This is a genomic window from Nonomuraea sp. NPDC049141, from assembly GCF_040648415.1.
In the GTDB taxonomy this organism is placed as follows: domain Bacteria; phylum Actinomycetota; class Actinomycetes; order Streptosporangiales; family Streptosporangiaceae; genus Nonomuraea.
Genome location: NZ_JBEZDR010000011.1, coordinates 115,748 through 128,700, shown reverse-complemented (window position 1 = coordinate 128,700; position 12,953 = coordinate 115,748). Strand labels below are relative to the sequence as shown.

The following is a 12,953-nucleotide window of genomic DNA, read 5'->3' as shown; positions in this document are numbered from 1 at the left end:
CACGGCGCCGCCGAGGCAGTCGGATACATCCGGTCGCTGCTGTGGAAGCTACCGGAGGCGTCGTTGAGTGAATGTCGAGGGAGATCGGCGATGGAGATTGAGATGTTCGACGACGACGGCTTCGTCCCGCTCTTCGACGGGAGCACGCTGAAGGGCTGGCATGCGGCGCCACGCGTGTACGGGAGCCTCTACCCGGGCGGACCGCACGTGCACGAGGTCTTGGCTGAGCGCGGTATCGAGCCTCCGCACGAGCCGGAGAAGCACCCTGCCGTATGGACGGTTGAGGACGGCGCAATCATCGGACGGCAGGACGAACCCGGCAGCGGCTACGGCGGCTACCTCGTCAGCGACCTCGCGTTCGGCGACTTCGAGCTCTCCCTCGAAGCCAGACCCGACTGGCCCGCCGACACGGGCATCATGATCCGGCGCCGGCCGGACACCTGGGAAGGCTTCCAGGTCCTGCTCGACCACCGGGAGTCCGGTGGCATCGGCGGGTTCTTCGGCAACGGTTTGGCCAGCTTCTCCGCCGTCCCCTTCGCAGTCCGGTCCCGGCGCGACGCACACGGGGACGTCGTCGGGCTCCAGGCGGACGATCCCGCCACCAGCACAGAGCCCGTCACGCCCGACAAGATCGGCAGGCTTGGTCATGCGGCCGATGTCGAGGACTTCCTGAGCGTGTGGCGATGGGGCAATTGGAACGAGCTGCGTATCCGGGCCGTCGGTGCCCTACCCGTGATCACCACCTGGGTCAACGGGCTCAAGATCGCCGAGCTGAACACGGCCACCCTCGAGTCTCCCGACTACGACCCCGAAGCGGTGCTCGCCACCCTCGGCAGCAGCGGCCACATCGCGTTCGAGGTGCACGACAATGACGCCGTGTTCGGCGACGCCCGCTGGGGACACGGTGCAGCGTGCAGATGGCGAAATATTCGGATCAAGGAACTTGGCTAGCAGCCTTCCACGCCCCGGCGCTCGCGGAAGGCAGTAAGAAGGGCGCTGCTTCGGGTCAAGTAGCTCGCTCGACGTCAACGATCGGAGACGGCGGCGTCGGCTCTGGCCCATCACAACGACAACGCGGCCATGAACGCCATGCTGGCCGCCATTCCGGCCGAGCACAGCTCCTGGCCGATCCCCCTTCGGTTCACGCCCCGCTCGGGCAGAACGCGGATGAGCCGCGCGCAGGTCCAGACCAACCCGATGACCAGGCCCACCGTCGCCGGCGAACCACCCGCGTGCACGTGCCCAGCGAGAGTGCCGCCGAGAGGAGGTCCGCCGAACGCCGTCAACACTAAAAGGACGGACATGACCACGAAGTCCGGGATGTGATGACCACTTTTTGCGCGGCGGGACGGGGAACCGCACAGCCAGCCGGCGGTCAGCAACGCGAGCACCCCGACCAAGAGGAACAACCCGCCCAGATGCCCGGCCGCCATACCGAGCGCCATGACGACGTGCGGCCACCTCCGGGTGGGGTGTACAGAGGGCAACAGGGCCGGCACGAGGGCCAGGACGCAGCCGACCGATATTCCCACCGTGTGGAGGAGGGTCATGATGCACTCCGATCCGCAGTCTGTCAGGGCGTCGCCGCGGCCGGTGGTGCGGTGTGCAGGGGGCAGGTGGACGCGGTCCATCCGTCCGGCAGGGGGCCGAGGTCGTCGTCGCGCCCGGCCCGCAGGCGCGACCATTGGGCGGCCGGCCGGCCGTCGAGCTGGAACTGGCCGCCCATGGAGCCCCAGCGCTGCGGCCAGCCGTCCGGCGAGTCCTCCCAGTCTTCTTGCCGCCCGTAGACGGTGCGATCCAGCAGTCCGTACGACGGTGCCATCGCTTCGTTGCCGCGGCCGGTGGTCCAGTAGGTCTCATACACCTGGTCACCGTCTCGCACATAGCAGGCCAGGATGCCGAAGTGCCGGCCGGCGATCAGCCGGTCCACGGAGTCCTGCGGTACCGAGTACCAGGGAACGGGGTAGCCCATGAAGTCGCGGTAGCGCGAAGCCTCCTCGTAGGACCCCTCAGCCAAGACGGCGTAGCTGACGTCGCGGGAGTGCAGGTAGGCCAGCTCGGTGACGTGGGAGGTGCTGAAGGTGCAGCCCTCGCATTGTTGCGCGGCGGGCCGGCCGGGGTGCCACATGTGGTAGTAGGCGATCAGCTGCGACCGGCCGGCGAACAGGTCGATCAGCGGCACCGTCCCGTCCGCCCCGGTCAGCGGGGTCTGTGGATCGATCTGGACCATCGGCAGGCGGCGGCGGGCGGCGGCGATCGCGTCGCCCTCGCGGGTGTGGGCCTTTTCCCGGGTCCGGAGCCGGTCCAGTTCGGCCTGGAACGCGGCCCGGTCGGCGACCGGGGGCTTGGCCGCGTCGCTGATCGGTGAAACATGGGGTTCGGTCATGGTGAAATCCCTTTCTTGTCAATCCGGACCGGTTCTGCGTGGAGAACGTCCATCGCAAGCGCAACGCCTGGCCCAGGCGATCACGTCTTACTTGTCGGCTGGCGCGTACACCAGTTCGAGGATTCCGGACGGGAAGGCCGTGCTGTCCACCAAGCGCAGGTTCACCGGCTGATCCAGCTCGGGGAACAGCGGCGCGCCCTTGCCGGTGGCGGCGGGCAGCACCCACAGCCGGTATTCGTCGACCACGCCGAGCTTGATCAGGGAGTGCATGAACGCGGTGCCGCCGGCGGCGACGAGGTCCTTGCCGGGCTCGGCCTTGAGCTTGGCGATCTCCTCCGCCGTGTCACCGCCTGCGATCCGGGTCTCGGGCCAGTCGTCGGCCGATGTCAGGGTGCGGGAGAACACGACCTTGGGGATCTCGTTCATGGCCTTGGCGGACGGGTGGTCGGAGGTGGGCCAGTATCCGGCCATGCTCTCGTAGCTGTTCCGGCCCATGAGGAAGGCCCCGGCCTCCCACAGCCGGCTGACAAAGTAGTTCTCCTGCTCGGGGTCGTCGATGCTCATCATGACGTCCCGGATTCCATTGTCCGCGTCAGCGCTTTTTCCGTCGAGCGAGACATAAAAACCTAGAATCAACTTCCGCATTCCGGTGTCTCCCTGTGTTTCTTCCTGCGCTGCGACGATCCCAGCACAGGTTCACCGCCCCTTTGCGGGCGCTTACGTAGTTTCCCGAGGTTCAGGGCCGCCGGGTTCTCCGTGATTTGGCGAGGCGGGGTTACGTGAGCCCAATCCTCCACGTGAGACCTCGGAGCAAACAGATGTAAATGTCACACGACGGGCGATGAGTTTCGCCACAGAGTCCGCGGCCCTTCGGGATCGCCGGGGGCCGGTAGATTGTGCGCTGGCCCGGCCTGTGCCGCGTTACTCAAAGCAAGTGGAATTGGCCTCTGGCCAGGAGCCTTAAGCAGGCGGATTGTCGTGGCAGGAGAGTTTGCGCCATGACAAACCTTTTGCCGACCCCGGGCGGTCTCAGAAGCGCGGCGTTGGACTTGGCCTCGGCGCGGTCAGAGCCAGCCCGCGTCGCGGGAGATGCGGATGGCGTCGATGCGGTTGCGCCCGCCGACCTTGCTGATCGCGTTGGACAGGTAGTTGCGCACAGTGGCCTGCGACAGCGACAGGTGGACGGCGATCTCGGCGGTGCTGATGCCCGTACCGGCGGCACGCAGCACGTCGGTCTCCCTGGCGGTGAGCGGGCTGCTGCCGGTCTCGAGCGCGGCGGCGACGAGTTCGGGGTCGATCACCCGCTCGCCTCTGGCGATGCGGCGGATCCCGTCGGTGAGGGTCTGGGCCGGGGCGTCCTTGACGATGAACCCCTTCACGTGGACCTTCAGCGCGCGCAGCAGGTTGCCGGGCTGGCTGAGCCCGGTGAGCACGAGGGTGCGGCAGCCGGGTAGGCGCTCGGAGAGCTGCTCGGCGGCCGACAACCCGTCCAGGCCGGGCATGTCGATGTCGAGCACCGCGACGTCGGGGCGTACCCGCAGGGCGGCGGCCAGCACCTCGTCGCCGCGCTCGATCTCGGCGACGACCTCCATGTCGTCTTCCAGCGACAGCAACGCGACCAGGGCGGACCGGATCATGTGCATGTCCTCGGCGATGAGTACGCGGATCACAGGGCTTCCTCGGGGACTTCGACCGACAGCCGGAAGCGACCGTCGCGGACGGTGGTGGCGGAGCTGCCGGACACGGCGCGGGCGCGCTCGCCCACCCCCGCGAGCCCCGAGCCGGGAGCCGCGACGCCCCGCACGCCGTCGTTGACGATCTCCAACCGTACCGTCCCGTTGTGCCGGGACAGGGTGATGGAGCAGGTCTGGGCCTCGCTGTGGCGCAGCAGGTTGGTGGTGCCCTCGCGGATCGCCCACGCCAGCGCGTTCTGCGCGGGGCCGGGCAGCGGCGGCAGGTCGGCCACGTCGAACTCGGTGTCCACCCCGGCCGCGCCGAGCAGGGCCGCGGCACCCTCGATCTCGGTACGCAGCGAAACGGCGTGCTCGTCGCGGGCGATCGCACGTACGCCCCGCAGCGCCTCACGCGCCACCCCGGTCAGGCTCTCGACCTCGCCGCGGGCGGCGGCGGCGTCCTTGGCCAGCAGCCGCAGCGCCAGGTCACCCTTGAGCGAGATCGCCGACAGGCTCTGCCCGAGCAGGTCGTGCAGGTCGCGCGAGACCCGGACGCGCTCCTCGCCGACCGCCGTGGCGGCCAGCTCGGTGCGAGTGGCGTACAGCTCGTTCACCAGCCGGACCAGCCGGGCGCCGCCGACCAGCGCGGTGGCGAACAGGGGCGGGATGACCGTGGCGTAGATCATCATGGTGACGATCTCCAGGAGCGAGGCCCCCATGACCGACTTGATCTCGATCGTCACCGGGACCAGCATCTGCGCGGCGCACACCGGCAACGCCGTCCGCGGGCGCAGCAACATCACCGTCGAGGCGAGGGCCAAGATGCCCATGGCCTGCCAGTTCGCGCCGATCCAGATCACCGGCACGTACGCGAGCAGCAGTAACGCCGCGTAGCTCCAGCGCCAGCCCGCGGGACGCTCGCCCCGGGCGGCGGCGAGGCTGTGCCGCAGCTGGAGCGCGCCCAGCGCGGCGGCCGCCGGGATCATGATGAGCGGGGCAGAGGGCCGGCCCTCCATGCCGATGATCGAGTAGACCGGCGCCTGCACGGTCAGCGGCACGTGCAGCGCGACCAGCGGCCAGTGCGGGCGCCGCAGCACCCACGCGGGCAGGATCGACGGGGTCGCCGACCGGGTCATGGACGGGGTCATGACGCCACCTCGACGATCTCGGCGGCATCGTCCGCGCGTAGTTCCAGCCGAACCCGGCCACCCAGGGAGGTCACCGTGATCGTGCAGGCCCGCACCGCGTGGTCACGCAGCAGGCGCGTGATGGCCGCACGCAGGGCGGCCCGCGACGGCTGGGCGATGGTGTCGGGCAGGGCGCTCCGTGGAAGTTCCAGGCGCGTGGCGATGCCCGCCGCGAGCAGTAGCGCGGCGGCGGTCTCCAGTTCGGCGCGCAGCGACGGCTGCCGGTAACCGCGCACGCGCCGCCTCGTCTCGGCGAGCGCGCGCCTGGAGTCGGCGGACAGCCCCGTCAGCTCGTCCGCCAACTCGGTGGGTTCTCTCGGCTCTGCTGCTGGTGGGTCACTCTGGGCGAGGCGGTGGCCGAGCCGATGGCCACGGTCGGCGATGGACTCCAGCGCGGCGCCGACCGTGTGGCGCAGCTCGGCGTCGATCCTGCGGCGCTCCTGCGCGACCGCCTGCTGAGCCAGCGCCTCCCTGGCCGTACGCAATCGGGCCAGCGCCGCCGGGAGCCAGACTAGCAGCAGCAACGCCATGCTGCCGCACACCACCGAGAACACCAGCCATGGCGCGGTGTCCCAGGGCGTCCCCAGCGCGTGGCTCACCGGGGCCACCGCTACCACTACCGCCGCATAGACGACGTACGACCACGGGCCGGGCAGCACCAGCATCGCCGAGACGATGAGAGCCGTGTAAGACCGCATCCACATGGCCCCGGCCAAGGGCGTGGCGACGAGGATGACGACGGCCATCCCCGCCAGCGTCCAGTAGCCTGACGGCGGCCGGACCCCGCGCGCGGCGAACCAGACATGCCGAAGATGCAGCGGGAGGTACACCGTGGTCGCCGCCAGGCTCCACAACCCGGTCCGCAGATCGCTGCCCCGGTAGCCGAACGCCAGCGCCACCTGCACCAACGGCAGCGCGGCGCTCCAGCCGATCGCCCCCAGCGGGGCCAGCAGCAGCATGCGCTCGGAGCGCCGGAACTCCGCCAATCCGCCCACCACCCGCTCTTCGGTACCGGCTGACCAGGGTAGACGTCCTGGCCGCGCGGCGGTACCGGCCGCCGGCGGCCGCCTGGTCGGTGCGAGCGAAAGGGTCATGCGCGGGTCTCGCCTTCCTGCCGCCGGAGGCGTGGACTGGGTGATCTCCACCCTGCACTGGCGGGCCACCGCGCAACAGATTCAAATGTCACAGGCCCCCGGGAACGTCACTCCAGCCGGGCCGCGGCCTCCAGCGGCTCGGACGAACGGAGGAAGCGCAGGTCCTCCATGACCAGGGCGACATCGGTGGCGCCGCCGCGGCGGAGAGCCGGGGCCAGCCCGTCCAGGTCGGACCAGCGGGACGGGCGGAGGAGGACGCGGTAGCCGTCTCCGGCGGGCTCCAGGGTGAGGGCTTCGCCGATGGCGAGTCTGCTCTCCGGGAGGTGGGCCGCGGTCGCTCCGGCGGCTCGTTCCAGGGCGGTGACCGAGGTGACCCCGGCGGCTATGGGCAGGGTCGTGTCCGGGCTGGTGACGTGTTCGTGCAGGTCACGCAGGCGGGCGGCGGCGGTCGTACGGGCGGGGTGGTCCTTGGGCAGGCGGTCGGCCAGGAGCCTCGCAGCGCGGGCGATGTGACCCAGCGGCGGTACGGACGGACGCTCCCCGAGCAGGGCGATCAGCGCCTCCAGGGCGTCTTCGGCGCCGGAGGCGAGGGTGACCCACTGCCCGGTGGTGAGCGGGGTGATCCTCGGGTGGCGTTCCGTCCAGTACGCGACCGCCCGGTCCAGGTCGGGGCCCGTACGCCAGAGGTCGGCGGGGTCGTCGGGCATGAGCAGCTCGACGACGTCGACGGCCTCGTCGGTGGTGGTGAGCGCCTCCAGGGAGAGCGCGGCGATGCGCAGTTCGATCTCGGTCAGGTCGAGTTCGCGGGCGCGGGCGGCGTCGCCCTCGTGGAAGGCGGCGACGCGGCCCCGCGCCCAGCCGTCCGGCCAGGAGAGCGTGCGGGCCGAGGCGGACAGCAGGATCAGGCACTGGGCCGGTGACAGGCCGGTGGCCTCGGCGAACGCCCGTACGGTCGCCTCCCGGTCCACGGGCGGCGGGCCGTTCTCGGCGATCAGGTCGAGCGCCCGCCGGAGCCGGTCCGGGTCGCCCCAGCCGCGGCAGGTCCGCAGCTCGACGGCGCGGTTGCGGGTGAACAGGAGCGGGTCGGGGCCGTCCGGGGTGTAGAGGAGCGCCGTGACCGCGTACCCGTGTCCCACCTGCTCGTAGTCGGCGACGGCGGCGGCCGCGATGGGGCCGCGGCCCGAGTGGATCTGCCCGAGGTCGTACTCCGGGCGCAGCCGGGCGACGTGCCAGGTGCCGTCGGTACGGAGGAGTTCGGGGACGGCGGCCAGTTCCAGAAGGTGCGCGCGCCCGCCGCCGTTGCCCCACGCGGCCTCCAGGACGGTGGCGCCGAGGCGGCCCAGCGTGTTCTCGATCCCCTTGACGGCGGGGGCGTCGAACATCGCGATCTTCTTGTCGTACGGCACATCGACGGCGGCACGGGTGAAGTGGACGATCCTCTCGTACGCGGACTCAGGCCCAGGATCGTCCGGCTCGGGGGACTTCTCGGACTGGACGGTGGGCGCCGCGAAGGCGGGCGCCGGGCGCAGGTGGAGCGGCGGGGTCAGCGCCAGGCGTTCCAGCAGGGTGAACGCGCGCTCGCGGCATTCGACGGCCGTCCACACCAGGAACGTGACGCCCTTCCAGAGCGACTCGTCGGTGATCTCCGGCAGGAGCGGGCGGAGCCGTCCCGCCAGCTCGTCGCGGGCGGCGGCCTTCTCCGCGTACCTGCTCTCGGGGTCCAGCACCCGCATGAGGTCGGCGGCGAGCGCGGCGTCCGCGACGTCGATCAGGGCCTGCGCCTTCTTCTCGTCGACGGCGCGCAGCGCCCTGGATCCTTCGGGGTCGCGCGGCCGCATCGCCGACCACCGGCCGGGAGGCGCGACCAGGCGGGTCCCGGACGCGTAGCGGTGGTGCGCGACCGTGCTGATGTTCTCGGCACCGTCGTGCTCGGGCACCCTGCCCCAGCCGCGGACGTAGCGGCCGATGGTCCGCCCGGCCGGGTCCCGCAGCTCGATGATCCGCCCCTGGCCGCGCCACACGGTGGCCTCGGCGCCACCGGGTAAGGCGACCCGTTCGCCGTCGGCCGGTACGACGCGGCGGGCGGCGGGGTGCGCGCTGCCGTGCGGGCAGTGCGGGCCGCCGTGGTCCAGGACGGTCACCCGGCCGTTCACGGAGATCAGGCAGCGGTCGTAGAGGTCGCGCGCCTCGGTCCGTTCGTGGGACCGGCTGGAGATGTACTCGTACGTGCCGAAGCCGTGGGACGGGCCGGCTCCCTCCGGTGTGACGACGCAGGCGCGGAACTGGTGCTCCCAGAGCCGGCCGGACTCGATCAGGAGCAGGTCGGTGCCGCTCTCTTCCAGGTAGTCGGTGATGGTGTTGACGTGGCCGGGGACGAAGGCGGGCAACTCCAGTTCGTCGAGGACGCCGCCGCTCAGCGTGGTGGCGAGGGCGCGGGCCGGGTCCGTCCCGGTCGCGATCGTCCGGACGCTGTCCAGGAGGGGGCCGGGGACTCCGGCGATGGTGAACCGTTCGGCGTCGCACAGGGCGGCGTGCGCGTCCGGAAGCCCTTGATGTGGGACCCGCTCGGCATGCTCGGCCAGGATGGCGGCGACAATCTGCGCCGTTCCCGGTGTCGCGGTCAGGGCCCGTACGGTCTCGGGGGCGGTCTGCTTCGGGACGGCGGGCTCGGTGACGTTGAGCTGGTTGGTCACGTTGCCCACGATCGCGTCGCGCAGCAGCGGAGCCCAGTCCGGGTCGGCGGCGACGGCGGCCAGGTCGGTGCCCGCTCCGGATGCGAGCCGGTCGTACAGCTTGAACGTGTGCAGCAGCCGGGGCCGCGCGAGCGGGACGCCGCGGTCCAGGAGGAGATCGAGGAGCGGGAGGTCGGCGGCGGTCTCCTCCCAGCGGTTGACCTCGTCCTCGTCCACTCCCAGTACCGCCTCATGGGCGTCGCAGGTGAGGCCCTCCGCGCGCAGCCGCGTACCGGCGTCGTGCAGGAGGTCGCCGAGACCGGCGACGGGGAGTGCGAGCCCGGCGTACAGCTTCAGGAAGCGGCCGAGCCAGTCCTTCGCCGCCGCCCCGGGGGACGTGGTGAACGGGGCGGTCAGGCCCGCGCCCGCGAGGTTGCCGAGGAGGAGCGACACTGCCGCGCTCTTCGCCTTGGGGGTGTCCTTGACGGGCAGCGGCAGGATGCCGAGGAGCGCGCGGCCGATGCCCGCGTCCGCCCGTGCCATCGGGCCGAGCAACGGAAGGACGAACGTCCAGAGGGCCTGCGGTGCCGACTCCATGCAGCCGCTGTCCAGCAGGGCCCGTACGGCGCGTTCGTCCTCGGGCCCGCCGAGCGCGTGCCCGGCGGCCTTCGCCAGCGCCGCCCAGCCGTCGGCCAGGGCCAGCGCGCCGTCCGCGCCGTCGGGGACTTCCTCGCACCACTCGGTGAGCAGGCCGCGGTGCCAGCGGTACGCGCCGGGGGCGGGATGGCGGGCGGCGAGCCGCTTGCCGTGCTTCTTGAGCGTGGCCGTTCCGGCGGCGTCCGGTCCCGCGGCGAGGTGCGCCGCGACGAGCGCGGCCTCGTCGACCGGCAGCGCGTGCGCGTCCTCGGCGGCGCGGGCCTTGTCGAAGAAGGCGGCGGCGAAGCGGGCGCTGCCCGCGGCGGCCAGGATCCGCGCGCACTCCTCATAGAACGGCGGCAGCAGCTCGGGCGCGTGCGTCTCCAGGTCGTCGCCGGTACGGGTGAGCGCGGTGCGCGCGAGGCCGGGCTTACGGGCGGCCAGGCCGCGGGTGGCCCGCAGGTCGGTGTGCGCGGCCAGGATGCGGGCGCGCTGCTTCGGGTGCCTGTGCAGGGCGGAGGCGAGGAAGCCGAGCGGGCCCGCGTGCACGGTGCCGACGCCGTTCTCCGCCACCGGGTCCAGGTCGTACAGCGACTTCTCGGCCTTGTCGCCGTCGACGGCCGCGCGGCGGACGAGTTCGACGAACGGCTCGTCCAGGACGGAGTGCTCGTAGCGGACGGCGACGCACGTGTCCTCGTCGGTGCCGGCGGGCGTGCCCGGCAGCACCGCCCCGGCGCGCAACAGCATGTCGCGTGTCGGGCCGGTGATGCCGGAGGGCACCACGGTGCCGGGCTCGCCTTGGTGGGCGTCGCAGTAGTGGGAGTACGCCTCGGCTGCCTCCACCAGCGGCTCCGTCTCGTCCACGGTGCGGTCCGCGTACAGGGCCATGAGAATGCGGACGCCCTCGGACCAGGCGATGTCGCCGATCTCCCGGCCGCCCGCGGTGAAGCTCAGCCCCGCCATGTAGGCCGGGCTCATCGGCCCGCTCCAGTGCAGGTCGATCTCGATGCCGAGCGGCTCGGGCGCGTGCACGGTGAACCGCGCCCTGTTCCCCTTGATGCGCCCGCCCAGCTCGTGCACGCGGCGCTCGAACGCGGCGCCGCTCTCGTAGTGGGCGCCCATGTATCCGAAGGTGTCGACCACGCCGAACGTACGGTCCATGCTCGCGGGACGCGTCCACACCTCGCGGCGTACCTGCTCGACAACCTGCGTGGGGTTCCGTCCCCGCCAGATGGGCAGCTCGTCGCCGAGCAGCAGCGGGTGCGGGATCGCGAAGGCGTCCGTGCCCGTCCACGCGCCCTCGCGCAGGAGCGCGCAGCGGCCGAGGTCGGGCGCGCCGTCGACGATCGGGGCGATGACCAGGTCGGTGAGCGTCTCGCGCCACACCGGGTCGTCCCACACGGCAGCGAACACCGCGGCCGGGACGGGCAGCGACCGCACCATCCAGGACTCGACCCGGTCGTGCACCGCCCGCGCGTGCTCGCCGAGCCGGTCGCAGAGGGCGGCGAGCCGTACCGCGGCCGGATCCTTCCTGACGTTGGCGGGCACCTTGGCCAGCACGCGGCCCGCGGCCGTCCGGCAGGCGAGCACCGGCCGCCGCGTCCCCTCGACGGTGAGCTCGTGGCCCGTCGCGATCCCGATCCATCCCATGGCACGCCATTCTTGATCATCCCTAGGACATTCTGCGGGAAACTGATGATTTACGACGGTGAGCGTGTGGCTCCGGCGACCAGCCGGAGGCGCTGCAGCCACGCGTCGACGACGGCGTCGGCATCGTTGACCTCCTCGCCGCGGACGGCGAGGCCTTCGGCGATGGTCGCGCCCGGGCATGAGGCGGCGTAGTCGCGCGCTGTGGTTCCCAGCCCGCTCATGGCGTGGGTGGTGAACGGGACGACCGTCTTGCCGCGCAGGTCGAGGCCCTCCGTGACCGTCGACATGATCATGGGTGCTCGGACGTTCCAGACAGGGCTGCCGAGCAGCACCGTGTCGTAGCGGTCGATCGAGGGCAGGGGGCCCGCGATGGCAGGGCGGGCGTCGGTGTCCTGTTCGCGTACGTTCCGTGCGACGGTCTCCTCGTAGTCCTCGGGGTAGGGATCGGCGGGTTCGATGCGGTGGACGTCGCAGTCGATTCGGCTGCTGATCATCTGGGCGAGTACTTCGGTGTTGCCGACCTTCAGGTTTCGGCGTCCTCCGTTGTAGTAGTTCTCGCCCGCTCGGGAGAAGTAGGCCAGCAGGATGGACTTCGCGGCAGGTATGGAACGGGCGGGCCGGTCTGCCGGCTCGGGGCTGGAACGGCGGGGCGAAGAGGAGGCGCAACCGATGATCGGGACACCGGCCATGACGACCCCTCCTGCCAGGAACGCGCTTCGAAGGAACGAGCGCCGCTCCAGCGTGGCGCTGTGATCGTCGCTGGGGTTCGTCATCACATGCTCTTGGTGGGGTCAGTCGTTGACGCGCAGTTGTCCGAGCCGGCTGACCATGGCCGGGTCGCGGTGGTCGAAGAACTGTGAGTTTCCGGTGTCCAGGGTGGCGATGCGGGCCAGTTGGTCGTCGGTGAGCTCGAAGTCGAAGACGTCGATGTTCTGGGCCATGCGATCGGGGCGCACCGACTTGGGGATCACGACGACGCCTCGCTGGATGAGCCAGCGCAGCACCACCTGCGGCACCGACTTGCCGTGCGCGTCGGCGATCTCGCTCAGGATCGGGTCCGTGAACAGGTTGTTCCTGCCTTCGGCGAAGGGGCCCCACGATTCGATCTGGACACCGCGCTCGCGCATGATCTCCTGGTCGGTGGTCCGCTGGAAGAACGGGTGGGTCTCGATCTGGTTCACCGCGGGGGTGACGTCGTTGTGGTCGATGAGGTCGACGAGCCGGTCGGGATGGAAGTTGGAGACGCCGATCGCCTTGATCCGGCCCTGGTGGTGCAGGTCCTGCATGGCGCGCCACTGGCTGTAGACGTCGCCGAAGGGCTGGTGCATCAGGTACAGGTCGAGGTAGTCCAGGCCCAGCTTGCGCAGCGAGGCCTCGAAGGCGCGCTTGGTGTTGTCCCCGCCGGGGTCCTGGACCCACAGCTTGGTGGTGACGAACAGATCCTCGCGCGCGACGCCGCTGCTCTTTATCGCGCGGCCTACGGCCTCTTCGTTGCGGTACGCGGCGGCGGTGTCCAGCGACCGGTAGCCGGCGGCCAGGGCGTCGGTGACGGCCTGCTCGGTCTGTTCCGGCGGGATCTGGTAAACGCCGAAGCCGAGGATCGGCATCTGTACGCCGTTGTTCAAAGTCACTGTCTGCATGGGATCTTCTTCGTG

10 protein-coding genes are annotated in these 12,953 nt (G+C 71.1%); 1 reads left to right on the top strand and 9 read right to left on the bottom strand.

The window, feature by feature from the left end:
• The first annotated feature begins 90 nt into the window (after nucleotides 1-90).
• A complete protein-coding gene (locus tag AB0B91_RS31685; RefSeq protein WP_358327304.1) occupies nucleotides 91-951 on the top strand; it encodes a DUF1080 domain-containing protein in 861 nt (286 codons plus the stop codon).
• Between the two features lie 110 nt (nucleotides 952-1,061).
• Here AB0B91_RS31685 and AB0B91_RS31680 read toward each other — a convergent pair whose 3' ends face one another.
• The 9 genes from AB0B91_RS31680 to AB0B91_RS31640 all read right to left on the bottom strand — a co-directional run bounded on the left by AB0B91_RS31680 (nucleotide 1,062) and on the right by AB0B91_RS31640 (nucleotide 12,938).
• A complete protein-coding gene (locus tag AB0B91_RS31680; RefSeq protein ID WP_358327302.1) occupies nucleotides 1,062-1,550 on the bottom strand; it encodes a hypothetical protein in 489 nt (162 codons plus the stop codon).
• A 23-nt stretch (nucleotides 1,551-1,573) separates the two neighbouring features.
• On the bottom strand, nucleotides 1,574-2,386 hold the full coding sequence (locus AB0B91_RS31675) for a DUF899 family protein (RefSeq protein WP_358327300.1): 813 nt from the start codon (nucleotides 2,384-2,386) through the stop codon (nucleotides 1,574-1,576).
• An 87-nt stretch (nucleotides 2,387-2,473) separates the two neighbouring features.
• The gene (locus AB0B91_RS31670) at nucleotides 2,474-3,031 is read right to left on the bottom strand and encodes a dihydrofolate reductase family protein (protein ID WP_358327298.1); all 558 of its coding nucleotides are present in this window, start codon (nucleotides 3,029-3,031) and stop codon (nucleotides 2,474-2,476) included.
• Between the two features lie 419 nt (nucleotides 3,032-3,450).
• Complete coding sequence (locus AB0B91_RS31665; protein ID WP_358327296.1) at nucleotides 3,451-4,056, bottom strand: response regulator transcription factor; 606 nt, start codon at nucleotides 4,054-4,056, stop codon at nucleotides 3,451-3,453.
• Entirely contained in the window at nucleotides 4,053-5,207 is a 1,155-nt protein-coding gene (locus AB0B91_RS31660) for a histidine kinase (RefSeq protein ID WP_358327294.1), read from the bottom strand. The genes AB0B91_RS31665 and AB0B91_RS31660 overlap by 4 nt, the downstream gene beginning before the upstream one ends.
• The gene (locus AB0B91_RS31655; RefSeq protein WP_358327292.1) at nucleotides 5,204-6,241 is read right to left on the bottom strand and encodes a hypothetical protein; all 1,038 of its coding nucleotides are present in this window, start codon (nucleotides 6,239-6,241) and stop codon (nucleotides 5,204-5,206) included. Before AB0B91_RS31655 ends, AB0B91_RS31660 begins: the two co-directional genes overlap by 4 nt.
• Nucleotides 6,242-6,447: 206 nt before the next feature.
• Complete coding sequence (locus tag AB0B91_RS31650) at nucleotides 6,448-11,298, bottom strand: DUF4132 domain-containing protein (protein WP_358327290.1); 4,851 nt, start codon at nucleotides 11,296-11,298, stop codon at nucleotides 6,448-6,450.
• Between the two features lie 50 nt (nucleotides 11,299-11,348).
• A complete protein-coding gene (locus AB0B91_RS31645; RefSeq protein ID WP_358327288.1) occupies nucleotides 11,349-12,071 on the bottom strand; it encodes a flavodoxin in 723 nt (240 codons plus the stop codon).
• Between the two features lie 18 nt (nucleotides 12,072-12,089).
• Nucleotides 12,090-12,938 (bottom strand): aldo/keto reductase, encoded by an 849-nt coding sequence (locus AB0B91_RS31640; protein WP_358327286.1) that lies wholly within the window; start codon nucleotides 12,936-12,938, stop codon nucleotides 12,090-12,092.
• Nucleotides 12,939-12,953 lie beyond the last annotated feature (15 nt).

Coding starts and splice junctions, on each gene's coding strand:
- AB0B91_RS31640 (WP_358327286.1), bottom strand. CDS start 12,938: ATGCAGACAGTGACTTTGAACAACGGCGTACAGATGCCGATCCTCGGC.
- AB0B91_RS31670 (WP_358327298.1), bottom strand. CDS start 3,031: ATGCGGAAGTTGATTCTAGGTTTTTATGTCTCGCTCGACGGAAAAAGC.
- AB0B91_RS31650 (WP_358327290.1), bottom strand. CDS start 11,298: ATGGGATGGATCGGGATCGCGACGGGCCACGAGCTCACCGTCGAGGGG.
- AB0B91_RS31685 (WP_358327304.1), top strand. CDS start 91: ATGGAGATTGAGATGTTCGACGACGACGGCTTCGTCCCGCTCTTCGAC.
- AB0B91_RS31660 (WP_358327294.1), bottom strand. CDS start 5,207: ATGACCCCGTCCATGACCCGGTCGGCGACCCCGTCGATCCTGCCCGCG.
- AB0B91_RS31675 (WP_358327300.1), bottom strand. CDS start 2,386: ATGACCGAACCCCATGTTTCACCGATCAGCGACGCGGCCAAGCCCCCG.
- AB0B91_RS31645 (WP_358327288.1), bottom strand. CDS start 12,071: ATGACGAACCCCAGCGACGATCACAGCGCCACGCTGGAGCGGCGCTCG.
- AB0B91_RS31680 (WP_358327302.1), bottom strand. CDS start 1,550: ATGACCCTCCTCCACACGGTGGGAATATCGGTCGGCTGCGTCCTGGCC.